The organism is Pseudomonas sp. P8_229 (assembly GCF_034008635.1).
Taxonomy (GTDB): domain Bacteria; phylum Pseudomonadota; class Gammaproteobacteria; order Pseudomonadales; family Pseudomonadaceae; genus Aquipseudomonas.
Map to the genome: position 1 here is coordinate 3167703 of NZ_CP125378.1, position 26701 is coordinate 3194403.

General features: G+C 60.8%; 24 protein-coding genes and 1 tRNA gene. 18 read left to right on the forward strand and 7 right to left on the reverse strand.

Annotated features, from left to right (window positions below):
- Nucleotide 1: 1 nt before the first annotated feature.
- Together pgaC and pgaD are read left to right on the forward strand one after the other, a co-directional pair.
- Nucleotides 2–1357: a poly-beta-1,6-N-acetyl-D-glucosamine synthase gene (gene pgaC / locus QMK55_RS14350; protein ID WP_102354745.1), complete on the forward strand. Its 1356-nt coding sequence runs from the start codon at nucleotides 2–4 to the stop codon at nucleotides 1355–1357.
- The gene (gene pgaD, locus QMK55_RS14355) at nucleotides 1354–1887 is read left to right on the forward strand and encodes a poly-beta-1,6-N-acetyl-D-glucosamine biosynthesis protein PgaD (protein ID WP_102354744.1); all 534 of its coding nucleotides are present in this window, start codon (nucleotides 1354–1356) and stop codon (nucleotides 1885–1887) included. Before pgaC ends, pgaD begins: the two co-directional genes overlap by 4 nt.
- On the opposite strand, the gene QMK55_RS14360 is transcribed toward pgaD, so the two are convergent.
- On the reverse strand, nucleotides 1880–3409 hold the full coding sequence (locus QMK55_RS14360; protein ID WP_102354743.1) for an FAD-dependent oxidoreductase: 1530 nt from the start codon (nucleotides 3407–3409) through the stop codon (nucleotides 1880–1882). The genes pgaD and QMK55_RS14360 overlap by 8 nt on opposite strands.
- Nucleotides 3410–3548: 139 nt before the next feature.
- Between QMK55_RS14360 and QMK55_RS14365 the strand changes: the two genes are divergently transcribed.
- The 5 genes from QMK55_RS14365 to QMK55_RS14385 all read left to right on the forward strand — a co-directional run bounded on the left by QMK55_RS14365 (nucleotide 3549) and on the right by QMK55_RS14385 (nucleotide 7376).
- Nucleotides 3549–4109 carry a YbhB/YbcL family Raf kinase inhibitor-like protein gene (locus QMK55_RS14365; protein ID WP_102354742.1) on the forward strand — a complete coding sequence of 187 codons (561 nt, stop codon included), beginning with the start codon at nucleotides 3549–3551 and terminating at the stop codon, nucleotides 4107–4109.
- A gap of 88 nt (nucleotides 4110–4197) precedes the next feature.
- On the forward strand, nucleotides 4198–5883 hold the full coding sequence (locus QMK55_RS14370; protein WP_320329412.1) for a VWA domain-containing protein: 1686 nt from the start codon (nucleotides 4198–4200) through the stop codon (nucleotides 5881–5883).
- A 29-nt stretch (nucleotides 5884–5912) separates the two neighbouring features.
- A complete protein-coding gene (locus QMK55_RS14375; protein ID WP_320330257.1) occupies nucleotides 5913–6494 on the forward strand; it encodes an RNA polymerase sigma factor in 582 nt (193 codons plus the stop codon).
- On the forward strand, nucleotides 6491–7087 hold the full coding sequence (locus QMK55_RS14380; RefSeq protein WP_320329413.1) for a hypothetical protein: 597 nt from the start codon (nucleotides 6491–6493) through the stop codon (nucleotides 7085–7087). Before QMK55_RS14375 ends, QMK55_RS14380 begins: the two co-directional genes overlap by 4 nt.
- A 79-nt stretch (nucleotides 7088–7166) precedes the next feature.
- Nucleotides 7167–7376 carry a hypothetical protein gene (locus tag QMK55_RS14385; protein WP_320329414.1) on the forward strand — a complete coding sequence of 70 codons (210 nt, stop codon included), beginning with the start codon at nucleotides 7167–7169 and terminating at the stop codon, nucleotides 7374–7376.
- A gap of 240 nt (nucleotides 7377–7616) precedes the next feature.
- On the opposite strand, the gene QMK55_RS14390 is transcribed toward QMK55_RS14385, so the two are convergent.
- Both QMK55_RS14390 and QMK55_RS14395 read right to left on the reverse strand, forming a co-directional pair.
- Nucleotides 7617–8618: a restriction endonuclease gene (locus QMK55_RS14390; RefSeq protein ID WP_320329415.1), complete on the reverse strand. Its 1002-nt coding sequence runs from the start codon at nucleotides 8616–8618 to the stop codon at nucleotides 7617–7619.
- A gap of 283 nt (nucleotides 8619–8901) precedes the next feature.
- A tRNA-Arg gene (locus tag QMK55_RS14395) sits at nucleotides 8902–8978 on the reverse strand.
- Between the two features lie 443 nt (nucleotides 8979–9421).
- On the opposite strand from QMK55_RS14395, the gene gabD reads away from it, so the two are divergent.
- From gabD to QMK55_RS14410, 3 genes are all read left to right on the forward strand, one after another.
- Nucleotides 9422–10864: an NADP-dependent succinate-semialdehyde dehydrogenase gene (gene gabD, locus QMK55_RS14400; RefSeq protein WP_320329416.1), complete on the forward strand. Its 1443-nt coding sequence runs from the start codon at nucleotides 9422–9424 to the stop codon at nucleotides 10862–10864.
- A 185-nt stretch (nucleotides 10865–11049) separates the two neighbouring features.
- On the forward strand, nucleotides 11050–12327 hold the full coding sequence (gabT, locus tag QMK55_RS14405) for a 4-aminobutyrate--2-oxoglutarate transaminase (protein WP_320329417.1): 1278 nt from the start codon (nucleotides 11050–11052) through the stop codon (nucleotides 12325–12327).
- Nucleotides 12328–12467: 140 nt separating this feature from the next.
- On the forward strand, nucleotides 12468–13679 hold the full coding sequence (locus QMK55_RS14410) for a response regulator (protein WP_320329418.1): 1212 nt from the start codon (nucleotides 12468–12470) through the stop codon (nucleotides 13677–13679).
- Between the two features lie 137 nt (nucleotides 13680–13816).
- Here the strand turns inward: QMK55_RS14410 and QMK55_RS14415 are convergent, their stop codons facing one another.
- On the reverse strand, nucleotides 13817–14806 hold the full coding sequence (locus QMK55_RS14415; RefSeq protein ID WP_102354735.1) for a GGDEF domain-containing protein: 990 nt from the start codon (nucleotides 14804–14806) through the stop codon (nucleotides 13817–13819).
- Between the two features lie 247 nt (nucleotides 14807–15053).
- On the reverse strand, nucleotides 15054–16238 hold the full coding sequence (gene desA / locus QMK55_RS14420) for a delta-9 fatty acid desaturase DesA (protein WP_025113401.1): 1185 nt from the start codon (nucleotides 16236–16238) through the stop codon (nucleotides 15054–15056).
- A 146-nt stretch (nucleotides 16239–16384) separates the two neighbouring features.
- On the opposite strand from desA, the gene dibA reads away from it, so the two are divergent.
- The 6 genes from dibA (at nucleotide 16385) to QMK55_RS14450 (ending at nucleotide 22792) form a co-directional block, all read left to right on the forward strand.
- Nucleotides 16385–18304 carry a phosphodiesterase DibA gene (dibA, locus tag QMK55_RS14425; RefSeq protein ID WP_320329419.1) on the forward strand — a complete coding sequence of 640 codons (1920 nt, stop codon included), beginning with the start codon at nucleotides 16385–16387 and terminating at the stop codon, nucleotides 18302–18304.
- A 300-nt stretch (nucleotides 18305–18604) separates the two neighbouring features.
- Nucleotides 18605–18787, forward strand: a complete 183-nt coding sequence (oscA, locus tag QMK55_RS14430; protein ID WP_003220508.1) for a sulfur starvation response protein OscA — start codon at nucleotides 18605–18607, stop codon at nucleotides 18785–18787.
- A gap of 138 nt (nucleotides 18788–18925) precedes the next feature.
- Nucleotides 18926–19939 carry a sulfate ABC transporter substrate-binding protein gene (locus tag QMK55_RS14435; RefSeq protein ID WP_102354733.1) on the forward strand — a complete coding sequence of 338 codons (1014 nt, stop codon included), beginning with the start codon at nucleotides 18926–18928 and terminating at the stop codon, nucleotides 19937–19939.
- Between the two features lie 155 nt (nucleotides 19940–20094).
- Nucleotides 20095–20913 carry a sulfate ABC transporter permease subunit CysT gene (cysT, locus tag QMK55_RS14440; RefSeq protein ID WP_007952818.1) on the forward strand — a complete coding sequence of 273 codons (819 nt, stop codon included), beginning with the start codon at nucleotides 20095–20097 and terminating at the stop codon, nucleotides 20911–20913.
- Between the two features lie 13 nt (nucleotides 20914–20926).
- Nucleotides 20927–21799 (forward strand): sulfate ABC transporter permease subunit CysW, encoded by an 873-nt coding sequence (gene cysW / locus QMK55_RS14445; RefSeq protein WP_041477435.1) that lies wholly within the window; start codon nucleotides 20927–20929, stop codon nucleotides 21797–21799.
- 3 nt (nucleotides 21800–21802) lie between these two features.
- On the forward strand, nucleotides 21803–22792 hold the full coding sequence (locus QMK55_RS14450) for a sulfate/molybdate ABC transporter ATP-binding protein (protein WP_102354732.1): 990 nt from the start codon (nucleotides 21803–21805) through the stop codon (nucleotides 22790–22792).
- A gap of 81 nt (nucleotides 22793–22873) precedes the next feature.
- Here the strand turns inward: QMK55_RS14450 and QMK55_RS14455 are convergent, their stop codons facing one another.
- Nucleotides 22874–23398, reverse strand: coding sequence for a DUF962 domain-containing protein (locus QMK55_RS14455; protein ID WP_103520474.1), 525 nt, complete (start codon nucleotides 23396–23398; stop codon nucleotides 22874–22876).
- 82 nt (nucleotides 23399–23480) lie between these two features.
- On the opposite strand from QMK55_RS14455, the gene QMK55_RS14460 reads away from it, so the two are divergent.
- Nucleotides 23481–24158 carry a Crp/Fnr family transcriptional regulator gene (locus tag QMK55_RS14460; protein ID WP_102354730.1) on the forward strand — a complete coding sequence of 226 codons (678 nt, stop codon included), beginning with the start codon at nucleotides 23481–23483 and terminating at the stop codon, nucleotides 24156–24158.
- 207 nt (nucleotides 24159–24365) lie between these two features.
- On the opposite strand, the gene QMK55_RS14465 is transcribed toward QMK55_RS14460, so the two are convergent.
- Entirely contained in the window at nucleotides 24366–25370 is a 1005-nt protein-coding gene (locus QMK55_RS14465) for an AraC family transcriptional regulator (protein ID WP_102354729.1), read from the reverse strand.
- A 100-nt stretch (nucleotides 25371–25470) separates the two neighbouring features.
- Between QMK55_RS14465 and QMK55_RS14470 the strand changes: the two genes are divergently transcribed.
- Nucleotides 25471–26544 carry a fatty acid desaturase gene (locus QMK55_RS14470; RefSeq protein WP_320329420.1) on the forward strand — a complete coding sequence of 358 codons (1074 nt, stop codon included), beginning with the start codon at nucleotides 25471–25473 and terminating at the stop codon, nucleotides 26542–26544.
- The last annotated feature ends 157 nt before the right edge of the window (nucleotides 26545–26701 follow it).

The window sequence follows — 26701 nt, forward strand, 5'->3', positions numbered from 1 at the left end:
CATGCTGGATAGACTGTTAGCCCTGCTTGTTCTGGCGCTCGTCCTCGGCGTGCCGCTGGGGTTGATCTTTCTGGTCACCGGGCAGTTCCTGATGGACTTCGTGTTCTTCTACCCGTTGTTCATGTCCGGCCTGTGGATTTCCGGCGGCCTGTATTTCTGGCTGCACTGGGAGCGCCACTGGCCGTGGAAGGACGACACCCTGCCGCCGCCGCTGGAAGGCGAGCCGCTGATCTCGATCCTGATCCCTTGCTACAACGAAGGCGACAACGCCGCCGACACGATTCACGCGGCGCTGGGTCAGCATTACCCGAACATTGAAGTCATTGCGATCAACGACGGCTCCAAGGACAACACCGCGCAAGTGCTGGACGCGCTGGCCAAGGAAGACCCACGATTGCGGGTCCTGCATCTGGCGGAAAACCAGGGCAAGGCCGTGGCCCTGCGCATGGGCGCCATCGCTGCACGTAGCGAATATCTGGTGTGCATCGACGGTGATGCGCTGCTGGCGCCGAACACCGCGGCCTATCTGGTGGCGCCGATGCTCGACAATGCGCGGCTTGGCGCGGTGACCGGCAACCCACGGATTCGCACACGTTCGACCCTGGTCGGGCGGGTGCAGGTCGGTGAGTTCTCCTCGATCATCGGACTGATCAAGCGCACGCAGCGGGTATTCGGACGGATCTTCACCGTTTCCGGCGTCATCGTCGCGTTCCGCCGTACCGCATTGAACCGGGTCGGCTACTGGAGCCCGGACATGATCACCGAAGACATCGACATCAGCTGGAAGCTGCAACTCGATCACTGGAGCATCTTCTACGAGCCGCGCGCCTTGTGCTGGATCCTGATGCCGGAAACCCTCGGCGGCCTGTGGAAACAGCGCCTGCGCTGGGCCCAGGGCGGTGCCGAGGTGCTGTTCAAGAACATTCGCGGGATCTGGCAGTACCGCCATCGTTACCTATGGCCGCTGCTGTTCGAATACTGCCTGTCGACCGGTTGGGCTTTCACCTTCCTGCTGTCGGTGATTTTCTGGGCGGTGGGCAAGTTCGTGGTCATGCCGGATGCCATTGCCGTTCACCATCTGATGCCGCCGGCGTTCACCGGGCTGCTGCTGGCGTTCGTCTGTCTGGTGCAGTTTGCCGTCAGCATCATCATTGATCGGCGCTACGAACCGGGCCTGGGGCGCACCATGTTCTGGGTGGTCTGGTATCCGTTGGTGTTCTGGTTCATCAGCCTGCTGACCACGCTGGTCAGCTTCCCCAAGGTGTTGTTCGGGCAGCATCAGAAGCGTGCGCGTTGGGTCAGCCCTGACCGGGGTATCAAACCGGCGGGAGACGACGAAGAGGAGGTCATCAAATGAAAATCATCCGGACCCGTCAGCGCCCCTTTCTGGTCGTGATCGATGTGATCCTCACCGTGCTGGCCTGGGTCGGCTTGCTGTTTCTGCTGATACGCGGGCTGTGGCCGCTGATCGACACTCATGCCGGTGGGCCGCGAATCGACAACTCGGCGTTCGAAGCACTGGGCACCTTGCACATCTACCTGTGGGTGGCGCTGGTCAACGCGGTGATCCTGATTGCCTGGGCTCGCTATCAACAGCGCAAAAGCAGAAGCTTTGCCCAGCGCCGTTTGCCGGCGCCAGTGGTGGACGATGAAGGGCTGAGCAAGAGTTTCCGCCTGTGCGATGGGCGTTTGCAGACATTGCGCACGCCTGGGGTGATGACCATTCACAACGATCAGGACGGTGATATCAGCCATGTGGTGCTGAACTTCCGTCCGCTGGGGGCGGCGGAGTTACCACCTCCATTGGCGCCGCTGGAGCACCCTCGGGTGATCTTTCTGCACGCCGAGGACGACGATAACCGTGATCCGCTGAATCGGCCTAGCTGAGCGCGCGAATCAGCCGCCACGCCTCTTCCATGGGCAGCGGCTGCTTCATTCGTTCGGCCAGCATCGCCATGGCCCGCTCTTCTTCACAGGCCACGGCGGCGACCACCACGCCGTTGTGACCGAACAGGCCGATAAAGGGCGGCTGTTCGGGTTCGCCCTTGAACTCGACCTCATCCCACTGACTGGCATGGCCCAGGTAGTCGTAGTTCTTGCCGAAGTGCCAGGTCCAGAAAAACGGCACATCCAGATAATGCTCATCAGCGCCGAGCATGTTGGCGGCGGCGATGCGCCCGTGCTGCTGTGCCAGACGCCAGTGTTCAATGCGTTGCGGCTGACCGTTCAGGGTGAAGGTGGCGATATCGCCAATCGCCCATAACCCTGCGCAGACGCGCAGGCCGGCATCGACGTGCAGCGACTGGTCTTTCTCCCTTGGCAGCGATGCAAATGCCTCGGTGGCCGGATGCACGCCGACCCCCGCCAGCACCAGATCCGCCGACACGCGCAAACCGTTGTCCAGCAACACCGCCTCGACCTTGCCGTCGCCAGTGACTTCCCGGGCTTCGTGATCGGTGATGAATTTCACCCCGTGCGCCTCGTGCAGTGCACGGATCGCCTTGCCCACGGCTTCGCCAAACTGTGCGGCGAACGGAATGACGTGGCGGGCGATGACCGTGACGTCGAGACCGAACTGGCGCAAGGCCGAGGCGCATTCGAGGGCGATGAAGCTGTCGCCGATGATTACCGCACGCTGCTCGGGTCTGGCCGCGCGCATGATCTGTTCGGCCTGCGCTTTCGAGCGCAGGACAAACACCTGCGGCAGATTGGCACCGGGCAATAGCAGGGGGTTGGGCGCGCCGCCGGTGGCGAGCACTGCCGCGTCGTAGTGCAGGGACTGGCCGTCGTCAAACTGCAGGGTTTGCGCTGAGGCATCGAGGGCAGTGATTTCGCCTTGCCGGCGTTCGATGCGCTGCTCTCTATAAAAATTTTCATCACGCAGTGGCGGGGTGTCCTGCGCGGTCATCTCACCGGCGAGGACAAATTTGCTCAGCACCGTGCGGTCGTAAGCGGCGTCCGGTTCGCGGTCGATCATGATGATTCGGCCACCAAAACCTTTCTCGCGCAGTGCCGCCGTACACGCGGTACCGGCTGCGCCCGCACCGACAACCACGAACGTGCGCGGATCATCTGCCGGCGGTGTATGCGCATCCGGCATCGGTTGATCGTCGACCCAGACCTCCTCGCCCCGTAACTCCAGCGGATAACGCTTGAGGCTGTCGAGGGCCGGCGGTTCGCACAATGCACCGTCTTCGGCGCGAAACGCCGCCTTGTGCCACGGGCAGATCAGGCGTCCGTGACACAGCGCGCCGTCAGCCAGCGGCGCGCCGGCATGTGGGCATTCGCCCTGAAAGGCCCGTAGCTGGCCGTTTGCGCGCAGCAGAACTATCTTGCAGTCGCCGATTTCGACTGGCAGGCCACGGTCTGCAGGAACATCGGCGAAAAGGGCGACACGGTGCAGGGACATGATCGGCTTCCTCGCGGGTATTTCTCTTACGAGTTTGCGGCACAGTGCGAGGTTCAGCCAATTGCTACTGCCACAGCATCAACGGTACAGCTATAGTTTGCAGGCCGACGAAGGCCCAACTGCACAAGGTGCTCCCGGAATGACCCGATTGACCTCTCTCAACCCTTGGCTGGCGGCCGTTGCCGTCGCCCTTTGCGTGCAGTTTCCGGCGCAGGCAGCCGAGCGCTTTACCCTCGACATCCCCGGAGTCTCGGACAATCGCCTGTTCACCTCGGCCGCAGCGAGCGATTCGGCCGGCTGTGGCGGCAAGAACCAGTCGCCGGCGCTGGCCTGGAACGCTGGCCCCAGCGCCACCCAGAGCTACGCGATCGTCATGCATGACCCGGACGGTCAGAAAGGCATGGGTGTCGATCACTGGATTCACTACGGCATCAAGGCCACTACCCGGCAGATCCCGGCCGGTGTCGGCGCCAAGTCCAACCTCGAAGGTGTGGGCGGTACCAACAGCAAAGGCACTACAAATTACATCGGGCCTTGCCCACCGGTTGGCGACAGTGCTCACCACTACATCATCCAGATCTACGCCCTGGACCTCGCCCCGGACGCCTTGCCGGCCGGCCTGACCCGTGCCGAACTGATGGACAAGATCAAAGGCCACGTCCTGCGTAACAGCAGTGTGGTGCGGCGTTATCACCGCTGAAAATAATTTCCGCGGCGTTTAACCCGAACTGAAGGGGTTGCCCGTCTCAGAGGATGAATGGATCACTTTCATCCCGAGGTCAGCCCCCATGTCCCGTTCTCTGCCTTTCCTGCGACCTGTTGCGGTCGGTGTGCTGTTGGCCGTCGCCGGTTGCGGCGTGTCTTCCAATCCGGAGTCGGCCGCCGTCCCGGCGCCCGCCCAGCCGCAGGCTTCGATTCAGCACGAAGCGGTTATGGCCGATGTCGCCATGGCCAAACGCAGTGCGCGTGCGGCGCCGATCGCCAGTTTCACCGCGATGCCGGCCCCGGACAGTAATCCACAGGGCTACCGCGACGAGCAGCGCGAGCAGTATCAGGCGCTGGCCGACAACCCGATCCATAGCGTCGCCGAGTCCCCGGTCTCGACCTTCAGCGCCGACGTCGACACCGGCGCCTATGCCAACGTCCGGCGTTTGCTCAATCAGGGGCGTCTGCCGCCAGAAGGCGCGGTGCGACTGGAGGAAATGGTCAATTACTTTCCCTACGACTATGCGTTGCCAACCGATGATTCGCCATTTGGCGTGACCACCGAACTGGCCGCCACCCCGTGGAACTCGCACACGCGCCTGCTGCGCATCGGCATCAAGACCTCCGACCGCGCCGTGGCGGAACTGGCGCCGGCGAATCTGGTGTTTCTGGTGGATGTGTCCGGCTCGATGGATCGCCGCGAAGGTCTGCCACTGGTCAAAAGCACGCTGAAGTTGCTGGTCGATCAATTGCGCGAGCAAGACCGGGTCTCACTGGTGGTGTATGCCGGCGAATCCCGGGTGGTGCTGGAGCCGACTTCCGGACGCGAGAAAGCGAAAATTCGCACCGCCATCGAGCAATTGACCGCAGGCGGTTCAACCGCTGGCGCGTCGGGCATCGAACTGGCCTATCAAATGGCGCAGCAAGCGTTTATCCCCAAGGGCATCAACCGCATCCTGCTGGCCACCGACGGTGACTTCAACGTTGGCATCAGCGACTTCGACAGCCTCAAGCAAATGGCTGTGGATAAACGCAAGACCGGGATTTCCCTGACCACCCTGGGTTTCGGTGTGGATAACTACAATGAACACTTGATGGAGCAGTTGGCCGACGCCGGCGATGGCAACTACGCCTACATCGACAACTTGCGCGAGGCGCGCAAAGTGTTGGTGGATCAGCTGGGCTCGACCCTCGCGGTGGTGGCGAAAAACGTCAAACTGCAGGTGGAATTCAACCCGGCGCAGGTCACTGAATATCGCCTGCTCGGCTACGAAAACCGCGCGCTCAAGCGTGAGGACTTCAGCAACGACAAAGTCGATGCCGGTGAAGTCGGCGCAGGACACACGGTGACTGCGCTGTATGAAATTGTTCCGGCAGGTGAGAGGGGCTGGCTGGAACCGCTGCGCTACGGTAAATCGGAGGCGGCGGTTGCGGCGAAGGACGGGGAATTGGCGATGCTGCGTGTGCGTTATCAACAGCCCGAAGGTGGGAAAAGTCTGCTGATCGAGCGGCCGATTGCCAGTCAGGTCGCACCGGCCAGCGAGGATCTGCGCTTTGCCGCTGCCGTCGCGGCGTTTTCCCAGCAACTCAAGGATGGTCGTTACACCGGCGATTTCAGCCTCAAGGATACCGAAGCGCTGGCCCGTGGTGCGCGCGGCGATGACCGTTTCGGCTTGCGCAACGAGTTCGTGCAACTGGTGGAACTGGCGCAGAGCCTGCGCACCTCAACCGCGTCGAATGCGATGCCCACTGAGCGACGGATTGAATAGTGAGCCGTCTGAAAGGCTTCATCAGTCAGCTGTTTGCTTCGTCAGACAGCCCGGCCGCCAGCAGCGATGAAACGCTGCTGGCGCGTTATCGCGGCGGCGACAGCGCGGCGTTCGAGATTTTGTACGCCCGCCATCGTCAGGGGTTGTATCGGTTTCTGCTGGGATTGAGCGGCAAACCGGAACTGGCTGACGAGGTGTTTCAGGACACCTGGCTGAGCCTGATCCGCAGCGCCAGTCAGCCACAGGGGAGGGCGACGTTTCGTACGTGGCTGTTCCAGATTGCGCGCAATCGCCTGATCGATCACTGGCGCAAACACGGTGCTCATCAGCCGCTGCATGACAGCTACGACGAACAGCTGCATGCGGTTGGCGACGAGACCAACGATCCCGAACAACTGCTGAACCTCAGCCGCGACAGCCAGCGCCTGGAAAGCGCCCTGCAAACCCTGCCCGCCGATCAGCGCGAAGTGTTCCTGCTGCGCGCCCATGGCGACCTCGACCTGGCGCAAATCGCCAGCCTCACCGAAACACCGCTGGAAACCGTCAAGAGCCGCTTGCGCTACGCCCAGCAAAAACTGCGTCGGCTGCTGGCCGAGGAGGTACTGACATGACTGACGCCCGCCAGACACCCGAAGAACAACTGCTCAGGCATTACCGCGAGCAACACACCGGCGAACCGCCAGAGCACCTCGATGCGCTGATTCTCGCCGCTGCCCACCGCGCCGCCCCGGCACCCAAGCCAAGCCTGTGGCAACGTTGGCTGCAAGCCTGCCAGAAACCCCGTTGGCAGGTCGCGTTCGCCAGCCTGGTCGGCGTGGCCCTGATGCTGTCGCTGGTGCAACGTGCACCGGAGCCGCAACCTCGATTCGACTTCGCCCCGGCCGCCAAACCCGCCGCACCACTGGCGCGCAAACAAGCCCCCGAAGCGCAGTCGCTGGCAGCCCCCGCTGGCGCCATGCCCGCGCCGGCGCCGATGATGGAAATGGCTGCACCGATGCAAAGCGGCGCAATCAGCGCCGACGAAGCCAAAGTCAGCAAACGCGCCGCCGCCCCGGCCAACGGCCTCGACACGCAACTGCGCGAAGTCCTGCGCCTGCGCGAATCCGGCCAGTCGCAAGCCGCTGATGCGTTGTACAACAACCTGCACAAACGCTACCCCGGCGTGGACCTCGACCGGCGACTCGAACAAATCCGCCAGAACTGACCGCCTGATCGCCCAGCCATTTGGCATTGCCCGGCAAAAACGCGCACTATCGGGCCATGGCTGAACGCTGGAGAACACCGTGGCACCAAAAATCGACCGCATCGCCCAACTCCTCAACTGCCCGCAGAAGGGCGAGGAGATGCGGCGCGCGATTACTGAAGCGCGTAAGGAGTTTCTGCTGAACCAGTCGGAAGAAGACGTCGTGGAAGAAGACGAGGTTTTTGAGGAAGTTGGGGAAGAGGATGACGAAGACGACGATTACGATGAGTTTGACTGGACGACGGAGTGACGGTTAACAGTGGGGCTCCACCACCCTCAAACTACTGTGCGCTGAGGGTGGTCGGACAGTGATGTTAGAAAAACAATGGAAGATTTTCTTGGGGCTACCCAAGAAACCACCTCAGAAACTACCTAAGAAAGCTACCTGACCCAACTCAAGTACGAGGCTCGAACCGTCAAGGTTTACTTGAGGATTGCCCAGTTTGGAAACTCTGGTCGGGTATCGTTCGAGAGCTAGAACATCAGCGTGTCAGACAGCAACAGGCAGGTACGTCATCTTTAGCGGTATCAACCGCTTGGTCTCCGAATCGGTCTGGCCGTAATGCTCAATCAATGCGCGTACGAGGTTGTCCAATGTCCAAAGCGTTAGCGGCACATTAGCCCTCTCAGCTTCGTAGTAGGCGTCCTTACTGAACCCGCCGGTGCTGACATAAAGTCCGCGATCATCCTTATGCCGTCCACCCAGGAAGCTGCGGATTTGCTGACTGCCCATCTGCTCTTTGCGGTGCTTAACCTCCACGATGATGCGTGGGTTCTCAAAGCCGAATCCATCCGGTGATGCGATGATGTCCTTCCCGCGATCAGGACCGGCGGGGGACACCTGTGTCTTGTAACCCATCGCTCGCAAAATCCCCGCGACAAGGTGCTGCATATCGTCCCACGGCAATGCGCTGATCAGATCCTTGATACGTTCAAGCGCCAGACTTTCCATACCTGCCAGAAGATCGCTGTCCGGATATTCTTCTTCGACTGGCGGTAGCGCAGGTGGTTTGTTGCCAGCTGCCATCGCTTTCAACTCTTGGAGCGCAAAGTCCGGAACGACGAACACCGTAAGTGTTGAGCCGAGGCTGTTTTTGCTCGCTGAAGTGAGGCTGTCGCGATCAACTTCTTGATCTATCCACTGCACTGGGCGTGTCAGTGACATGCCGAGGTCGGCCAAATCAGGGTTATGTTTGAAATCGCCCGTGATCTTTCCGACGAGATAGGTGCGATTGGCGGGAGAGTAGGTAACGACCCAATCGCCGGGCTGTATTTCGTTGATGAAGCGCCAAACCTGCGATGCACCTGATATGGCTGTGGCGGGTTTGATGTTGGGCTCGACGTCTTGATAGAGGCGAGTTACTTCCTTGCGCGACATGCCGGGCTTCGCCAGCGGTGCGAGCTGCGACCATCCGATTGCGACCACGCCACGCTCACGGAAATCATCGTACAGGCGACCAGACTCGCCACGGATCATCCACATTTTGGTCATATCACCTCCTTGGTTTTTGAGTTTCGTATGCGATTGCTAGTTTTCCCGAGCTACATCTCGTAGCGCACCGCAAGAATCGCAGAGTAAGGTAGATGCTTCAGTCATGGGCGGCAAATTCCGAAGATTTCGTCGATGACGTTTAGTGCGTCGACTGGGGCAGTTGTCAACTCTAAGTTGACAACTGCCCCATCTGTCTAAGCTTGGATAATCATTTGCCAGGAAAACCAGCGTCCACAAAAAAGCCCCGGACCATCACAGTCCGGGGCTTTCTCGTTTAAATCAGTGGTGCACCAGGCGGGATTCGAACCCACGACCCCTGCCTTCGGAGGGCAGTACTCTATCCAGCTGAGCTACTGGTGCAGCGGGCGACATCATACCTAGGTCGGCTCGGGGCGTCCATGCTGGGTTTTGGCGGGCTTTGTCAGGGCGCGTGTCGGGAGAAATCGCTGCATTCCTTAAAGCTGTAACGTTCTGCAAAACCCTCGCTTGGCGCTTTTGCCGGGCTGTTCTATGGTTTGGCTGCGGCCGGGACTTTTTGCTCGTTGATCTGGAAATTTCCACAAACACGTCGTTTTTGTTCTTTTTTTCGAACGACCTATTGTCCTTTAACCCCTTTGATCCTACGATCCGTTTGAGATTTCAAACGCTCTTTGACTGGGTATTGAGCCGCACGTGTTTCGAATCGTGCACGATTGATGGGCTTGCCCCGGTCTCTGATTTCCCTGACGGCAGCCTTGCGAGGCGCCTTTCTACAATCATAATTTTGCTCCGCGCAGGCCGCGGTGCTGTTAAGGAAAGCCGACATGCAGCTTAAAGACACCCTGTTGTTCCGCCAGCAAGCCTTCATTGATGGCGCTTGGGTCGATGCGGACAACGGTCAGACGATCAAGGTCAACAACCCGGCCACCGGCGAAATCCTCGGTACTGTGCCGAAAATGGGCGCCGCTGAAACCCGCCGCGCGATCGAAGCCGCTGATAAAGCGCTGCCGGCCTGGCGTGCACTGACCGCCAAGGAGCGTGCAGGCAAGCTGCGTCGCTGGTTCGAACTGATGATCGAGAACCAGGACGACCTCGCGCGTCTGATGACCCTCGAGCAGGGCAAGCCGCTGGCTGAAGCCAAGGGCGAAATCGTTTACGCCGCTTCGTTCATCGAGTGGTTCGCCGAAGAAGCCAAGCGCATCTACGGTGACGTGATTCCAGGCCACCAGCCGGACAAGCGCCTGATCGTGATCAAGCAGCCGATCGGCGTGACCGCCGCGATTACCCCGTGGAACTTCCCGGCGGCGATGATCACCCGTAAAGCCGGCCCTGCGCTGGCCGCCGGTTGCACCATGGTGCTCAAGCCGGCTTCGCAAACTCCATTCTCCGCGTTCGCCCTGGCTGAGCTGGCCCAGCGTGCCGGCATTCCGAAAGGCGTGTTCAGCGTGGTCTCCGGCAGCGCCGGCGACATTGGCAGCGAGCTGACCAGCAACCCGATCGTGCGCAAGCTGTCCTTCACCGGTTCGACCGAAATCGGTCGTCAACTGATGTCGGAATGCGCCAAGGACATCAAGAAAGTCTCGCTGGAACTGGGCGGCAACGCGCCGTTCATCGTGTTCGACGACGCGGACCTGGATAAGGCCGTCGAAGGCGCGATCATTTCCAAGTACCGCAACAATGGCCAGACCTGCGTCTGCGCCAACCGCCTGTACATTCAGGATTCGGTCTACGATGCGTTCGCCGAGAAGCTGAAGGTGGCAGTTGCCAAACTGAAGATCGGCAACGGTCTGGAAGACGGCACCACCACTGGCCCGCTGATCGACGAAAAAGCCGTGGCCAAGGTGCAAGAGCACATCGCTGACGCTGTAGCCAAAGGCGCCACCGTGCTGGCTGGTGGCAAGCCAATGGAAGGCAACTTTTTCGAGCCGACCATCCTGACCAACGTGCCGAAAAACGCTGCGGTGGCCAAGGAAGAAACCTTTGGGCCACTGGCGCCGTTGTTCCGCTTCAAAGATGAAGCCGAAGTGATCGCGATGTCCAACGACACCGAGTTCGGGCTGGCCTCCTACTTCTACGCTCGCGACCTCGGTCGTGTGTTCCGTGTCGCTGAAGCGCTGGAATACGGCATGGTCGGCGTCAACACCGGGCTGATCTCCAATGAAGTCGCGCCGTTCGGCGGCATCAAGGCCTCGGGCCTGGGCCGTGAAGGCTCCAAGTACGGCATCGAGGATTACCTGGAAATCAAATACCTCTGCCTGGGCATCTAAGCCGAGAAAGGGATCGCTGTAAACGCAAAGGGCACGAGAGCGCTGTCCCTTTGCGTCGTTTCAAACCGGAATTTTCTCTGCGGCCGGGAACGCCGTGGCAGTCGATCATCGCATGCTGCCACCGCCGATTCCTCCCGCTTAATCCTTGAGCCACGCCGCCCGATGAGCGGTGAATGAGGACTGTAATGAGCAAGACTAACGCTGAACTGATGGCCCGCCGTACCGCAGCTGTTCCACGTGGTGTTGGCCAGATTCACCCGATCTTCGCCGAGTCGGCGAAGAACGCTACCGTGACTGACGTCGAAGGTCGTGAATTCATCGACTTCGCCGGCGGTATCGCTGTGCTGAACACCGGCCACGTGCACCCGAAAATCATCGCGGCCGTGACCGAACAGTTGAACAAGCTGACTCACACCTGCTTCCAGGTGCTGGCTTACGAGCCGTACGTTGAGCTGTGCGAAAAGATCAACGTCAAGGTGCCAGGTGATTTCGCCAAGAAAACCCTGCTGGTGACCACCGGTTCCGAAGCAGTGGAAAACGCCGTGAAAATCGCCCGTGCCGCCACTGGTCGTGCCGGCGTGATCGCGTTCACCGGTGCTTACCACGGTCGCACCATGATGACCCTGGGCCTGACCGGTAAAGTCGTACCTTACTCGGCCGGCATGGGCCTGATGCCAGGCGGCATCTTCCGCGCGCTGTACCCGAACGAACTGCACGGCGTGAGCATCGACGACTCGATCGCGTCCATCGAACGCATCTTCAAGAACGACGCCGAGCCGAAAGACATCGCCGCGATCATCATCGAGCCTGTGCAGGGTGAAGGTGGTTTCTACGTCGCGCCGAAAGAATTCATGAAGCGTCTGCGCGCCCTGTGCGACCAGCACGGCATCCTGCTGATCGCTGACGAAGTGCAGACCGGCGCTGGCCGTACCGGCACCTTCTTCGCCATGGAACAGATGGGCGTTGCTGCCGACCTGACCACCTTCGCAAAATCAATCGCGGGCGGCTTCCCGCTGGCCGGTGTCTGCGGCAAGGCCGAATACATGGACGCTATCGCCCCTGGCGGCCTGGGCGGCACCTACGCCGGTAGCCCGATCGCTTGCGCCGCGGCCTTGGCCGTGATGGAAGTGTTCGAAGAAGAGCAACTGCTGGACCGCTGCAAGGCTGTCGGCGAGCGTCTGGTAACCGGCTTGAAGGCCATCCAGGCCAAGTACCCGGTGATCGGCGAAGTGCGTGCCCTGGGCGCGATGATCGCGGTCGAGCTGTTCGAAAACGGCGACAGCCACAAGCCAAACGCCGCCGCTGTAGCGTCCGTTGTGGCCAAGGCGCGTGACAAGGGCCTGATCCTGCTGTCCTGCGGCACCTACGGCAACGTTCTGCGCGTACTCGTACCGCTGACCTCGCCGGACGAGCAACTGGACAAAGGCCTGGCGATCATCGAAGAGTGCTTCTCGGAGCTGTAAGTCGCGCACTGTGTGACCGGATAGACAAAAAACCCGCTTCGGCGGGTTTTTTTACGCCGCTTGAAACACATCCAGTGCTTTTACGCTGTATCGAAAGGCCAGCATTGGCTAAGGTTCAGGCATTGCAAGGGAGAGCGCGCATGACTGCCGTTGATTTACCCGCCGTACCCCGAGTGCTGATTGCCGAGGCCGATCCGTGGTCTCGGGACCTGCTCAAACAAGTGTTGCTCAACGTCCGTTGCGATGCGCGGCTGGACCTGTGTGCCGACGGTCAGCAAGCCCTGTCATTGCTCAGCGAAGTGCCGTATGACCTGGCGATCGTCGATTGGGAGTTGCCGGGCATCGATGGCTTGAGCGTGCTGCGCAGTGTGCGGCAGCGCAAACGCAATCCGCCGCTGCCGTTCATTCTGATGAGCAGCCGCAATGACAGCGCCAGCGTGCGCGAAGCCATACCGCTGGCGCCCACGGCCTACCTGACCAAACCGTTGAACATGGAAAGCCTGACCGAGCGCTTGCAGGGCCTGCTGCTGGATGCCGGCGAAGAGGTGTTCTGCGAGGTGCCGACCCTGGCGCCGGGCATGACCCTGTCGGTGTTCCTTGAGCGGCGCCGCGAACAGGCCGACGGTGCGCCGTTGATGACCGATGTGCAGGTGGCGGTGAAGCGCAGCCTGAACCCGAGCGGCCTTGATCTGAAGCTGCTGGAAGAAGAAATCCGCACTGACCCGCAAATCACCGCCGTACTGATCGCGGCGGCCAACAGCGCAGCGCAGCATCATGGCGCGGCGGTGCAGACCTTGGGGCAAGCGCTGCATCGGCTCGGCACCGGGCAGAGCATGAACCTGATTCTCGGCCTGGCGCTCAAGCGCAGCGCCAAACTCAGCGACCCGTGTCTGGCGGACTACGCCGAACGCTATTGGGGGCTGTCGCTGCACACGGCCGAATACGCGCGCACGCTGGCGCGCCTGCTCGATCTGGATCAGGAGCGCTGTTATTGCGCCGGCATGCTGCATCGTCTCGGCGATCTGGCGTTGCTGCGTTGTTTGCAGGAATGGACACAGGCCGGCGGAGAGCTGGATGAGTGGGAAGAGGTGGGCGACGCGCTGGCGGAATTTGGCGCGGCCTACGGTTCGGCATTGCGCACTCGCTGGCGCTTGCCGCTGGAGTTGCGTGAGTTGATTGCGTCGGTCTACCAGCTCGGTGGCGGGGTCTACTCCCGTGAGGCGCTGGTGATGAACATGGCGGCGCAGATGGCCCGCCTGACCGAGCATGAGGGCGTCGAGGAGCTGGGCAAGAGTCGCACGGCGCGGCTGCTGAAGATCGGGCTGCCGGAGTTGATGCGGATGCGTAAATAACCGGAGTTTCACCAAACCCCTGTAGGAGTGAGCCTGCTCGCGATTGCGGATTGTCAGTCAGCATCAATGCTGAATGTCAGATCCAATCGCGAGCAGGCTCACTCCTACAGGGTTATGTGTTGAATCGGAATCCGGGTTCAGGCAGAGATAATCCGGTTCTTGCCCTGGCGCTTGGCCTCGTACATCGCCGCATCCGCCCGGGCGAACAGGCTGTCGAGACTGTCGTCGCCTTCCTTGAGGCTGGTCAGGCCCTGACTGACGGTGATGCCGAACGTCTGCCCGTCATGGCTGAAACTCAAGCGCTGAATCTCCTGCTGCAGCCGCTCGGCCACTTGCATCGCCATGTCCGGTGCGCAACCGGGGAACACCGCGGCGAACTCCTCGCCGCCAATGCGTCCGAATAGATCGCCCCGGCGTAACGAGCCGCGCCCGCACTCGGCGATCCGTTGCAGCACATTGTCGCCCTCGGGGTGACCGTAGCTGTCGTTGATCAGCTTGAAGTCATCGATATCCAGCAGCAGAAAGGCCAGTGGCGAACCTTGCAGGCGCGCCTCTTCGAACTCGCGGTTGGCGCATTCGAAGAAATGGCGGCGGTTGCTGCTTTGGGTCAGCACGTCGGTGGTCGCCAGGCGTTGCAGCTCGGTTTCCATGTGCTTCTTGTCGGTGATGTCCTCGGCGATGCCGACAATGATCACCGGTTGCCCAGGCTCGTCCTGACGGTTGATGAAGCATTTGTCGCTGAGCCAGCGAACCTGGCCGTCGGCGGCGATGATCCGGTATTCGCGGTCCTCCACCGCGCCCTTGTGCAGGACTTCGGCGAGACTGCGTTCGGCGTATTCCAGGTCGTCGGGGTAGATGCTGTCGCGCCACTGGTTGTAGTCGGCGAGCAAGAGCCCTGCGGAGCGCCCGAAAATCCGCTCATACGCGGGGCTGACGTACAGCACCTGACGGGTTTCCCAGTTGAACGCCCACAGCACCGCGTTGACGCTCACCAGCAGTGAACTGAACAGCTGTTCGCGCTCGCTCAGCCGGGCGACTTCGCCTTGGGCGTGCATCAGCGCCATCAGGGTTTGCGCGGCCTCGGGCCACTGCGCAAGGGATGAGTCTTTTTGATTGTTGTTGACCATCGGCACATATCTCAAAGGGCGTGCCGCGATTTCGACAACGGCCACAGTACAGCCCGCCGGGGTGGCGAAGTGTCTTTGAGATAGGGCTTTCGGTGCTAAGTTCCGCGCTTTTGTGGCGAGGGAGCGTGCTCCCGCCGGGCGGTAGGGATGACGCGTTTCATCAATGAGAACGCGTCGTCAGATTTGCGCTAGCTGCGCTACCGATCGGGGATGAATCCCCTCACCACAGGGGATTCATTCACCGCGGTCAAACTGCGGCAGGACGCAGCGAGTAGGTTTTCAACTGGTCAGCGAATTCCCGCAGGGACTGGATACCGCTGGCCTCGGCCTCGTGCACCCATTCCTTGATGGCGGCGAGCATGTCGTGGCCATTGGCGCTGGTCTTGACCCAGATCTGCTGCAGGGCCAGGCGTTTTTCGTAGATTACCTTCAGCGCCTGGCTGTGCTCGAGCATGTTCTGGATGCGCAAGTGATGACGGTCTTCCAGCAGGCTGGTTTCCCGCGAGAGCAGGCGTTTGGCCCGATGGAATTGATGGCGTACCGAATGATCGACCTTGTCCAGCTCCTGCTTGACCAGCGGGCCGATCACCAATTTGCGGTACTGGGCCATGATCTGGAAGCGGTTGTTGAGGATCGCCATGGCGGTGTCCATGTCCAGATTGCCCTTGCCTTCGACGCGGTGGGCGATCGGTGCCACACGCTGCACCTTGGCCAGACCGAGGAAGCTGAAGACCTTGATCCACGCCCAGCCGAGGTCGAACTCCCACTTCTTCACCGAGAGCTTGGCCGAGTTAGGGTAGGTGTGATGGTTGTTGTGCAGCTCTTCGCCGCCGATCAGGATGCCCCACGGCACCAGATTGGTCGCCGCGTCGCGGCATTCGAAGTTGCGGTAGCCGATGGCATGCCCCAGACCGTTGACCACGCCGGCAGCCCAGACCGGGATCCACATCATCTGGATCGCCCAGATGGTGATGCCGATGGTGCCGAACAGCAGCAGGTCGATGACGCCCATGATCGCCACGCCCAGCAGCGGATAGCGGCTGTAGAGATTGCGCTCGATCCAGTCTTCGGGGCAGTTCTTGCCGTAGATGCGCAGGGTCTCCGGGTTCTCGGCTTCGGCGCGATACAGCTCGGCGCCTTTGCGCAGCACGGTGGACAGGCCCTTGATGACCGGACTGTGCGGGTCATCTTCGGTTTCGCATTTGGCGTGGTGTTTACGGTGGATGGCGGTCCACTCGCGGGTGTTCTGCGCCGTGGTCAGCCACAGCCAGAAGCGGAAAAAGTGTTTCAGGCCAGCGTTCAGTTCAAGCGAGCGATGGGCCGAGTAACGGTGCAGATAGACCGTGACGGCGACAATTGTCACGTGGGTCATCAGCAGGGTGACCGCGACCAGTGACCAGGCCGACAAGCCAAGAAAACCTTCGTACCACATAGGCTATAGGGCCCTCGAAAAAGAAAAAAACAGCCGTTGCATTATCACCAAGCACACAGATAAAACCAGTCGCCCTTTCAGATAAGAGTCGCTGGATGTTTCTTGACCTATAATTCCAACCTTTTTGTAGGGACATGGACAGCCGAATGTCTGCCACATATCGCGATGCCTTGCGTGCAGCGCTGCTTTATCTCGTGCTTGCGGCCGCTTGGCTGCAAGGGACTGGTTATTTATTAAACAATTTCTTCGATGAGTCCGTCGATCAACTGCGATGGCAACTGATCAACGGTTACGTCTGGGCGGCGCTGAGTGCCGGGTTGATCTTTCTGGCGCGCGTGCGTCTGTGTGAGTTTCTCGGCATTGGTGCGCGGTTGCGCGAGCGTCAGGCCGACCGTGAGCGCCTGCGCCAGGCGGCAGCGGTGTTCGATTGCACCCGCGAAGGGGTGCTGGTCACCAATCGCGAGGGCCTGATCGTGCACGTCAACCGTGCGTTCATGGAGATCACGGGCTACCAGCGCGAAGAAGTCCTCGGCCATCAGCCGAGCCTGTTCAAGTCCGGCCACCATCCACCGGGCTTCTATCAGGCGATGTTCGCCACCCTGCAGGCCCACGGCGAGTGGAGCGGGGAAATCTGGAACCGGCGCAAGGGCGGTGAAATTTATCCACAGTGGCAGACCATCCGCGTCATTCACGACGACCAGGATCGCCTCAGTCACTATGTGGCGGTGTTTTCCGACATCAGTGCGATCAAGGACTCCGAACACGAACTCAAGCACCTCGCCCACCACGATCCCTTGACCGACCTGCCCAACCGCCTGCTGTTCAGCGACCGCGCCGAGCAGGCGCTGGCCTCGGCGCAGATTCACAAGCGCGGCTGCGCCTTGCTGATGATCGATCTCGATCACTTCAAGATGATCAACGACAGCCTCGGGCACAACGTCGGCGACTGTTTGCTCAAAGCGGTAGCGGCGCGCCTGCAGGACCTGTTCGGCCCCGGGATTACCCTGGCGCGGCTCGGCGGTGACGAGTTCGCGGTGCTGGCGGAAAGTTGTCCACAACTGGTGCAGGCTGCGGCGCTGGCCCAGCGCATTCTCGATGCGCTGAAGGAGCCGTTCGGCATCGACCGGCACGAGCTGTTCATCAACGCCAGTATCGGCATCAGCCTGTTCCCCAGCGACGCGCTGAGTGCCGACCAACTGTTGCGCAATGCCGACGCCGCGCTGTTCAAGGCCAAGAGCAGCGGGCGCAACGGTTATGCGTTGTACACCGAAGAACTGACCGCCCATGCGCAGCAACGGGTCGAGATCGCTTTCGAACTGCGACGCGCGCTGGAGCAGCAGGAACTGCGCGTCTATTACCAGCCGGTTCACGATCTGAGTACCCGTCGCCTGATCGGTGTCGAAGCGCTGGTGCGCTGGCAGCATCCGCAGCGGGGGCTGGTGTCGCCGGCGGAATTCATTCCGATTGCCGAGCGCACCGGGCTGATTGCCGAAATCGACGCCTGGGTCATGCGCCAGGCGTGTTCGCAGATGTGCCGATGGCAGCAGGCCGGGATTGTCCTGTCGTTCGTCGCGGTGAACGTCTCGTCGCGGCTGTTTGCCCGGCGCGAGCTGTATCAGCAGGTGGCGCAGGTGCTGCACGAGACCGGGCTGGATCCGGCCTGTCTGGAGCTGGAAGTCACCGAAAGTGCGGTGATGGACGACCCGGAAGTGGCGCTTGAGCAAATGCATCGGTTGCGCGAGTTGGGCATTCGCCTGGCCATCGACGATTTTGGCACCGGCTATTCATCACTCTTGCGGCTCAAGCGCCTGCCGGTGCAGAAGCTCAAGATCGATCAGGGTTTTGTCGCCGGGCTGCCGTCTGACGAGGACGATGTGGCGATCGTTCGCGTGATCATCGCGCTGGCCCGCAGCATGGGCATGCAGGTGCACGCCGAAGGCATCGAGCAGGCCGAGCAGGCGGCGTTTCTGCTGGATCAGGAATGTGATCTGGGCCAGGGCTACTGGTTTGGGCGGCCGGTGCCGGCGGGGGATATTGATTGGGCGAAGGCTCCTGTTATCGGCTGAATCCAGTATCTGTGGTGAGTACAAAACCTGTGGCGAGGGGATTTATCCCCATTGGGTTGCGAATCGACTCTGAAAATTTTGGGACTGCTGCGCAGTCCAGCGGGGATAAATCCCCTCACCACAGGGTTATCTGTCGGTCCCGAATCTGCGCAAACCCTTGCCCCGCCAGATAATGTTTTCTAGTTATATAAACATTCTTAAATAGTCTTTTTAAGAATATCTGCGCCTCTCTTATATTGCTCCCACGCCGAACGCAGTGCCGCCCACTGCCAGGCATATCCCATTCAAAGGAGCAGCACCATGAGCGCATCCCTTCGCAGCGTTGACGGTCAGGACGAAACCACCATCTTGCGTGAAATCCAGAGCGCCCTGCGCGATCTGCGTTTCGGCGCGGTGGAGATCACTGTGCACAACGCCCAGGTCGTACAGATCGAACGCAAAGAGAAATTCCGTTTGCAGCAGCCGGGCAACAAACCGAGCTGAAAAAGATCGCAGCCTGCGCCAGCTTCTGCAGGGGGGCTGTGCGCAAGAGCTGTCGCAGGCGGCGATCTTTGAATGAGCAACCCGACTCCAGCAACACATAAGAAAAAGCCACCACCCAGAATTCCAGGAGCTTTCACCATGTCGTCGATTCGCCGTTACGCTTTGGCCGCCCTGGCCAGTGCTGTGTTTGCCGGTTCCGCGGTTGCCAAGGATTACGAACTGCTCAACGTGTCGTATGACCCGACCCGTGAGCTGTATCAGGACTACAACGCCGAATTCATCAAGTTCTGGCAGCAGGACCATGCCGGCGATACCGTGAAAATCCAGCAGTCCCACGGCGGTTCGGGCAAGCAGGGTCGCGCGGTAATCGACGGTCTGCGGGCCGACGTCGTGACGCTGGCGCTGGCCGGCGACATCGACGAAATCGCCAAACTCGGCAAGACCCTGCCGGCCGACTGGCAGAAGCGTCTGCCGGACGCCAGCACCCCATACACCTCGACCATCGTGTTCCTGGTGCGCAAGGGCAACCCGAAAGGCATCAAGGACTGGGGTGACCTGGTCAAGAACGACGTCTCGGTGATCACCCCGAACCCGAAAACATCCGGTGGTGCGCGCTGGAACTTCCTCGCCGCGTGGGCCTATGGCCTGAAAGCCAACGGCGGCAGCGAAGAAAAAGCCAAAGAGTACGTACAGACCCTGTTCAAGCACGTTCCGGTACTGGACACCGGTGCCCGTGGCTCGACCATCACCTTCGTCAACAACGGTCAGGGTGACGTGTTGCTGGCCTGGGAAAACGAAGCGTTCCTGGCGCTGAAAGAAGAAGGCGGCGCCGACAAGTTCGACATCGTTGTGCCGTCGCTGTCGATCCTCGCCGAACCGCCAGTGGCTGTGGTCGACAAGAATGCCGAGAAGAAGGGCAACGAGCAGATCGCCGAAGCCTATCTGAAGCACCTGTATAGCCCGGCCGGTCAGGAGATCGCCGCGAAGAACTTCTACCGCCCGCGTGACAAGGACGTGGCGGCGAAGTACGCCCAGCAGTTCCCGAAACTGGAACTGGTGACCATCGACAAGGACTTCGGCGGCTGGAAATCCGCGCAGCCGAAATTCTTCAACGACGGTGGCGTGTTCGACCAGATCTATCAGGCGCAGTAATCTCAAATGAAACGAGCCTGATGTTCAGGCACAAAACATGTGGGAGCGGGCTTGCTCGCGAAGACGGTGTGTCAGACGGCATAAATGTTGAATGATAGGGCCCATTCGCGAGCAAGCCCGCTCCCACATTGATGCGTTTTTAACCAGGGACTTTTATGTCGCGTCGTATCTCCCCCGTCATACCCGGCTTCGGGCTGACGCTGGGTTACACCTTGGTGTACCTCAGCCTGATTGTGCTCATCCCGCTGGCGGCGATGTTCGTCCACGCCGCCCAACTCACCTGGGATCAGTTCTGGACGATCATCTCCGCCCCGCGCGTGCTGGCCGCTCTGAAGCTGAGTTTCGGCACCGCACTGTGTGCGGCAATCATCAACGGCATCATCGGTACGCTGCTGGCCTGGGTGCTGGTGCGCTACACCTTCCCCGGGCGCAAGGTGATCGACGCGATGATCGATCTGCCGTTCGCCCTGCCGACGGCCGTGGCCGGTATTGCGCTGACCGCGCTGTACACCCCGACCGGCCTGGTCGGGCAGTTCGCCGCCGACCTCGGTTTCAAAATCGCCTACACCCCGTTGGGCATCACCCTGGCGCTGACTTTCGTCACGCTGCCGTTCGTGGTGCGCACGGTGCAGCCGGTACTGGCCGACATCCCGCGTGAAGTCGAAGAAGCCGCCGCCTGCCTCGGGGCGAAGCCACTGCAGGTGTTCCGCCACATCCTGCTGCCAGCGCTGCTGCCCGCCTGGCTGACCGGTTTTGCCCTGGCGTTCGCGCGGGGTGTCGGCGAGTACGGTTCGGTGATTTTCATTGCCGGCAACATGCCGATGAAAACCGAGATCCTGCCGCTGCTGATCATGGTCAAGCTCGACCAATACGATTACACCGGCGCCACTTCCATCGGCGTGCTGATGCTGGTGGTTTCCTTCGTTCTGTTGCTGCTGATCAACTTGCTGCAGCGGCGCATCGAAACCCCATAAGGAGGCGCGAACCATGTCCCAATCGTCTATTGCGGCCGCGTCCTCGGCCAACGCTGCGCGCCGTGGCAGTGCCACTTCGCGCAGAGTCCTGATCGGTCTTGGCTGGCTGATCTTTTTCCTGTTTCTGCTGCTGCCGCTGTTCATCGTGGTGTCGCAGGGTTTGAAAAACGGCCTCGGTGCGTTCTTCACCGCGATCTTTGAGCCGGATGCGCTGTCGGCGCTGAAACTCACCGTGTTTGCCGTGCTGATTTCGGTGCCGCTGAACCTGGTGTTCGGGGTCAGCGCCGCGTGGTGCGTGAGCAAATATTCGTTCCGCGGCAAGAGCATGCTGGTAACGCTGATCGACCTGCCGTTCTCGGTATCGCCGGTGATCGCAGGTCTGGTCTACGTGCTGATGTTCGGTGCCCAGGGCCTGTTCGGGCCGTGGCTGCAGGATCACGACATCCAGATCGTTTTCGCCCTGCCTGGCATTGTGCTGGCGACGATCTTCGTCACCGTGCCGTTCGTGGCGCGCGAACTGATCCCGCTGATGCAGGAGCAAGGTACGCAGGAAGAGGAAGCCGCGCGTCTGCTCGGCGCCAACGGCTGGCAGATGTTCTGGCACGTCACCGTCCCCAACATCAAGTGGGGCCTGATCTATGGCGTGGTGCTGTGCACCGCGCGGGCCATGGGTGAGTTTGGTGCGGTGTCGGTGGTCTCCGGGCACATTCGCGGGGTGACCAACACCTTGCCGCTGCACGTCGAGATCCTCTACAACGAATACAACCACGTGGCCGCGTTCGCCGTGGCGAGCCTGTTGCTGATCCTGGCGCTCTTCATCCTGCTGCTCAAGCAGTGGAGCGAAAACCGTATCAACCGCCTGCGCGCCAGCGCCGCGGAGGAATAATTCATGTCGATCGAAGTGCGTAACGTCAGCAAGAATTTCAATGCGTTCAAGGCGCTGGACAACATCAGCCTGGACATCCACAGCGGTGAGCTGGTCGCGTTGCTCGGTCCGTCGGGCTGCGGCAAAACCACCTTGCTGCGCATTATTGCCGGTCTGGAAACCCCGGATCAGGGCAACATCGTCTTTCACGGTGAAGACGTCTCTGGCCACGACGTGCGTGATCGCAACGTCGGTTTCGTGTTCCAGCACTACGCGCTGTTCCGCCACATGACGGTGTTCGACAACGTCGCGTTCGGCCTGCGCATGAAACCGAAAAACCAGCGCCCGAGCGAAAGCCAGATCGCGGTCAAGGTCCACGAACTGCTGAACATGGTGCAACTGGACTGGCTGTCGGATCGCTACCCGGAGCAATTGTCCGGCGGCCAGCGTCAGCGTATCGCCCTGGCTCGCGCCTTGGCGGTGGAACCGAAAGTGCTGCTGCTCGACGAGCCGTTCGGCGCCCTCGACGCCAAAGTCCGTAAAGAGCTGCGCCGCTGGCTCGCGCGTCTGCACGAAGACATCAACCTGACCTCGGTATTCGTGACCCACGACCAGGAAGAGGCGATGGAAGTCGCTGACCGCATCGTGGTGATGAACAAGGGTGTGATCGAGCAGATCGGCTCACCGGGCGACGTCTACGAAAACCCGGCCAGTGATTTCGTTTATCACTTCCTCGGCGACTCGAACCGCTTGCTGCTCAGTGACGACAACCACGTGCTGTTCCGCCCGCACGAAGTGTCGTTGTCCAAACATGAGCTGGAAGATCACCACGCCGCTGAAGTGCGCGATATCCGCCCGTTGGGCGCAACCACGCGGGTGACGTTGAAGGTGGAAGGGCAGACGGATCTGATCGAGGCTGAAGTGGTGAAAGACCATGACAGCCTGATCGGTCTGGCCAAGGGTGAAACGCTGTTCTTCAAACCGAAGGTCTGGCAGAAAGTCGCCAGCCTTTAAGATCAAAAGCTTCGCGAGCAGGCTCGCTCCCACCTTTGGAATGCATTCCATTGTGGGAGCGGGCTTGCTCGCGAAAGCGGTCTACACGGCTGCACGATTCGGATTGACCCGCACCACACCCGCCCGCGCCTCGATCTGCTCTTTCAACTCATGGCGCATGCCGAGCAGGAAGGCCACTTCCGCCACCACAAACAGCGGCCCGACGATCAGCCCGCTCACGTCATCGACAAACGCCGGTTTGCGCCCCTCGTAGTGGTGCCCGACAAACTGGATTACCCAGCCAATCACAAACATCGCCAGACCGCTGCTCAGCCAGACCGTGGTGCTCTGCTGCGCCAGCGTGTGCCCGGCCCAGACCGACAGGCCCATCAGCACCGTCATCAACACGCCGAGTTTCACTTCCAGGCGCAGGTAGAACCACGCCGAGGCCAGTGCCAGCAGCACCGCCGGCGATAGCCACAAGCCGCCCAGTGACCATTCTGGTCGCGACAACAACACTGCCACCGCCACCACGATCAGCGGAATGCCGATAAAGTGGCTGGCGATGTTGCGCGGGTCACGGTGATACGCGGCGTATTGACTCAAATGATCGACGAGGCTTTTCATTGTTGTTCCTCCTGTAGGGTGAGAGCAGCATGCCCAGGGTTCGGCATTAGCTCTGTCAGGCAGGCGACAATTTGGAGTGTTCATGGATAAGCGTTCACAGCTGATGACCGGGCAATGGTTCAGTCATCTGCCTGCATCCTTTCAGGATAGTCTGCTGACGGCGGCCCGGGAACGCCGGCTGACCGCGGGGCAGCGGCTGTTTCAGCGCGGTGATGCGCCGTGCGGTTTGTACGCGGTGCTCGACGGCGCGATCCGTATCGGTGCAGTAAGTGAGCAGGGCAAGGAGGCGTTGTTGAGCCTGGTGGAAGCGCCGCACTGGTTCGGCGAGATCTGCCTGTTCGACGGCCAGCCGCGCACCCATGACGCCTACGCCGTCGGGCCGTGCACCCTGCTGAACATTGCGCAAAACACGCTTCTGAAAATCCTCGACGAGCACCCGCTTTATTGGCGGCATCTGGCGCTGCTGATGAGCCAGAAATTGCGCTTGACCTTCATCAACCTCGAACAGCTCAGTTTGCTGCCGGCCCCGGCGCGCCTGGCCCATCGCCTGCTGATGATTGCCGAAGGCTACGGCGAGATCGACCCGCCGCGTCGGGTGCTGCAACTGCCTCAGGAACAGCTGGCGTCGATGCTGTCGCTGTCACGCCAGACCACCAACCAGATCCTCAAGGATTTGCAGGGGCAGGGGATCATCGGGCTGGGTTACGGCGAGATCGAGATCCTCGATGCCGAGCGATTGCGAGCTCTCGCCACACTCTAAAATTCACACCGATCCATTGTAGGAGTGAGCCTGCTGGCGATAGCGGTGTGTCAGTCAAAAATTGCTTAACTGACAGATTGCTATCGCCAGCAGGCTCACTCCTACAGGTTTATCTGGCGTATATGAATTTTGTGTACGACACGGTCACTGTGGGAGCCGGGCTTGCCCGCGAAGAGGCCAGTCGATTCAGCACAAATTCCGGATCAATCAACGTAACTGATCGCGAAACTGCCCCGGCGTCATCCCCGTCCAGCGCTTGAACGCCCGACTGAAGCTGCTGGTGTCAGCAAACCCCAGCAGATAACTCACTTCACTCAACGAACACTGCGGATCGCGCAGGTGCAGCAACGCCAGATTCTCGCGGCTCTCGTTGAGCAGCGTGTCGAAGCGACACCCTTCATCCGCCAGATGCCTTTGCAAACTGCGCAGGCTCAGGTGCAGCGCCTGGGCGATGCGCTCGGCACTGGGCTCGCCCTCGGGCAGTTGTTCTTCGATGGCGTCGCGCACCTTGCGTTCCCAGGTCAGCGGCTTGAGCTGGGCCAGGGTGCGCTTGAGCACCGCTTCATTGTGTTCGGCCAGTTCCGGGTTAGCGTCGTCGAGGTGGCTGTCGAAGTCGGCGAGGGCGAACTCCAGACGATCCTCGGCGGCGCTGAAGTGCACCGGCGCGCGAAATACCTTGTGCCATTGATGCGCATCGCCCGGCTCCGGACGGCGCAAGTACACCGCCAGCGGCGCGTAGTCACGGCCCAGGCGATTGCGGCAGGTGCGCACGTAGATTGCGGCAAACGCATCGATGGCCTCGAAGGCCGGCGCCGGATTGCCTGACGGAATGTTCAGCCGAAACAGATAGCGGTCATCGCTGCGGCTCAGTTCCAGCTCCAGCGCATCGCTGACCACCGGGTGATAACGCACGATGCGCTCGAACACCTCGCGCAGGCTGCCGCTGGCCACCAGCGCATAACCGAGCGCATGGAACGTGGTCGGGCTGACGAACCGCGAGACCCGCAGGCCGATTGCCGGATCGCCGCTGGTCTGCACCGCCAGCTCCCACAGGCGCGTGGTGCCGGACAGCGGATAGCGCGCGTTCGGATCGTCCATCAGCTGCGGGTCGAGGCCGGCCTGTTGGCACAGGGCAATGCTGTCCAGCCCCAGCGCATCGAGTTGCTTGCGCAAGGCACGGGTCCAGCTGGCGAGGGAGGTCGGTTCCTTCATGCTGATTGGCGCTTCCGGTCAACAGGTTGGCGTTCTCGGCTAGCGTGTTCTGCAACTGCACAGCGCAGGATGCGAACATCGATAACCAGAGGATGGAAGCATGGACCGTACTTCTGCAAGCCCCCAGCGACACAATGCTGCCCAGCGATCAGCGCATATTCGCGAAGTGGTGCTGGCCAAGGGCGTTGAACTGCGTGAGCGCTACCCGATCCTGCAGCATCAGGATGCGCTGGGTGCGGGGATTCTGGCCTTTGCCCTGGCCGGGATGATCGGTTCGGCGGCGCTGTACATCACTGGCCACATGGCGTGGTGGGTATGCCTGCTGCTCAACGCGTTTTTTGCCTCGTTGACCCATGAGCTGGAACACGACCTGATCCACAGCATGTATTTCCGCAAACAGCGCGTGCCGCACAACCTGATGATGGGCCTGGTGTGGCTGGCGCGGCCGAGTACGATCAATCCGTGGATTCGCCGGCACTTGCACCTCAACCACCACAAGGTTTCCGGCACCGAAACCGACATGGAGGAACGGGCGATCACCAACGGCGAACCGTGGGGCTTTGCCCGGTTGCTGATGGTCGGTGACAACGTGATGTCGGCGTTCATCCGCATGCTGCGGGCGAAAACCTGGGCGCACAAAATCAGCATCATCAAACGCTCGCTGAAGGTCTACGCGCCGCTGGCGCTGGTGCATTGGGGCGCGTGGTACGTGTTTCTCGGCTTCCACGCGGCGAATGGGGTCGCCTACCTCATGGGGTCGCCGATTGAATGGTCGGCGACCACGCAGTCGGTCATGCAGGTGATCGACATTGCGGCAGTGGTGATCATCGGCCCGAACGTACTGCGCACGTTTTGCCTGCACTTCATCAGCTCGAACATGCATTACTACGGTGATGTCGAGCCAGGCAATGTGCTGCAGCAATGTCAGGTGCTGAATCCGTGGTGGTTGTGGCCGTTGCAGGCGTTCTGCTTCAACTTCGGCAGCAGCCACGGGATTCACCATTTCGTGGTCAAGGAACCGTTCTACATTCGCCAGATGACGGTGCCGGTGGCGCATAAAGTGATGCGTGAGATGGGGGTGCGGTTCAATGATTTCGGCACGTTTGGGCGGGCAAACCGGTTTGTTCGTCGGGATGAAGTGGTGCAGGAAGAGGTGCGCACTGCCCGGGCTTGATGGGTGAGTTTACGGGCCTCTTCGCGAGCAAGCCCGCTCCCACAGGGGAACGCATTCCAACTGTGGGAGCGGGCTTGCTCGCGAAGGCGTCAGATCAGGCAACCTCAATCCAGCTGAAACGGCGAAGCACCGAGAATCACCCCGGTCTCCTCCAACA

Coding starts and splice junctions, on each gene's coding strand:
- QMK55_RS14360 (WP_102354743.1), bottom strand. CDS start 3,409: ATGTCCCTGCACCGTGTCGCCCTTTTCGCCGATGTTCCTGCAGACCGT.
- pgaC (WP_102354745.1), top strand. CDS start 2: ATGCTGGATAGACTGTTAGCCCTGCTTGTTCTGGCGCTCGTCCTCGGC.
- oscA (WP_003220508.1), top strand. CDS start 18,605: ATGAGCGCATCCCTTCGCAGCGTTGACGGTCAGGACGAAACCACCATC.
- gabD (WP_320329416.1), top strand. CDS start 9,422: ATGCAGCTTAAAGACACCCTGTTGTTCCGCCAGCAAGCCTTCATTGAT.
- pgaD (WP_102354744.1), top strand. CDS start 1,354: ATGAAAATCATCCGGACCCGTCAGCGCCCCTTTCTGGTCGTGATCGAT.
- QMK55_RS14455 (WP_103520474.1), bottom strand. CDS start 23,398: ATGAAAAGCCTCGTCGATCATTTGAGTCAATACGCCGCGTATCACCGT.
- QMK55_RS14465 (WP_102354729.1), bottom strand. CDS start 25,370: ATGAAGGAACCGACCTCCCTCGCCAGCTGGACCCGTGCCTTGCGCAAG.
- QMK55_RS14370 (WP_320329412.1), top strand. CDS start 4,198: ATGTCCCGTTCTCTGCCTTTCCTGCGACCTGTTGCGGTCGGTGTGCTG.
- QMK55_RS14380 (WP_320329413.1), top strand. CDS start 6,491: ATGACTGACGCCCGCCAGACACCCGAAGAACAACTGCTCAGGCATTAC.
- QMK55_RS14450 (WP_102354732.1), top strand. CDS start 21,803: ATGTCGATCGAAGTGCGTAACGTCAGCAAGAATTTCAATGCGTTCAAG.
- QMK55_RS14435 (WP_102354733.1), top strand. CDS start 18,926: ATGTCGTCGATTCGCCGTTACGCTTTGGCCGCCCTGGCCAGTGCTGTG.
- QMK55_RS14410 (WP_320329418.1), top strand. CDS start 12,468: ATGACTGCCGTTGATTTACCCGCCGTACCCCGAGTGCTGATTGCCGAG.
- dibA (WP_320329419.1), top strand. CDS start 16,385: ATGTCTGCCACATATCGCGATGCCTTGCGTGCAGCGCTGCTTTATCTC.
- gabT (WP_320329417.1), top strand. CDS start 11,050: ATGAGCAAGACTAACGCTGAACTGATGGCCCGCCGTACCGCAGCTGTT.
- QMK55_RS14460 (WP_102354730.1), top strand. CDS start 23,481: ATGGATAAGCGTTCACAGCTGATGACCGGGCAATGGTTCAGTCATCTG.
- QMK55_RS14415 (WP_102354735.1), bottom strand. CDS start 14,806: ATGGTCAACAACAATCAAAAAGACTCATCCCTTGCGCAGTGGCCCGAG.
- QMK55_RS14390 (WP_320329415.1), bottom strand. CDS start 8,618: ATGACCAAAATGTGGATGATCCGTGGCGAGTCTGGTCGCCTGTACGAT.
- cysT (WP_007952818.1), top strand. CDS start 20,095: ATGTCGCGTCGTATCTCCCCCGTCATACCCGGCTTCGGGCTGACGCTG.
- QMK55_RS14365 (WP_102354742.1), top strand. CDS start 3,549: ATGACCCGATTGACCTCTCTCAACCCTTGGCTGGCGGCCGTTGCCGTC.
- QMK55_RS14470 (WP_320329420.1), top strand. CDS start 25,471: ATGGACCGTACTTCTGCAAGCCCCCAGCGACACAATGCTGCCCAGCGA.
- cysW (WP_041477435.1), top strand. CDS start 20,927: ATGTCCCAATCGTCTATTGCGGCCGCGTCCTCGGCCAACGCTGCGCGC.
- desA (WP_025113401.1), bottom strand. CDS start 16,238: ATGTGGTACGAAGGTTTTCTTGGCTTGTCGGCCTGGTCACTGGTCGCG.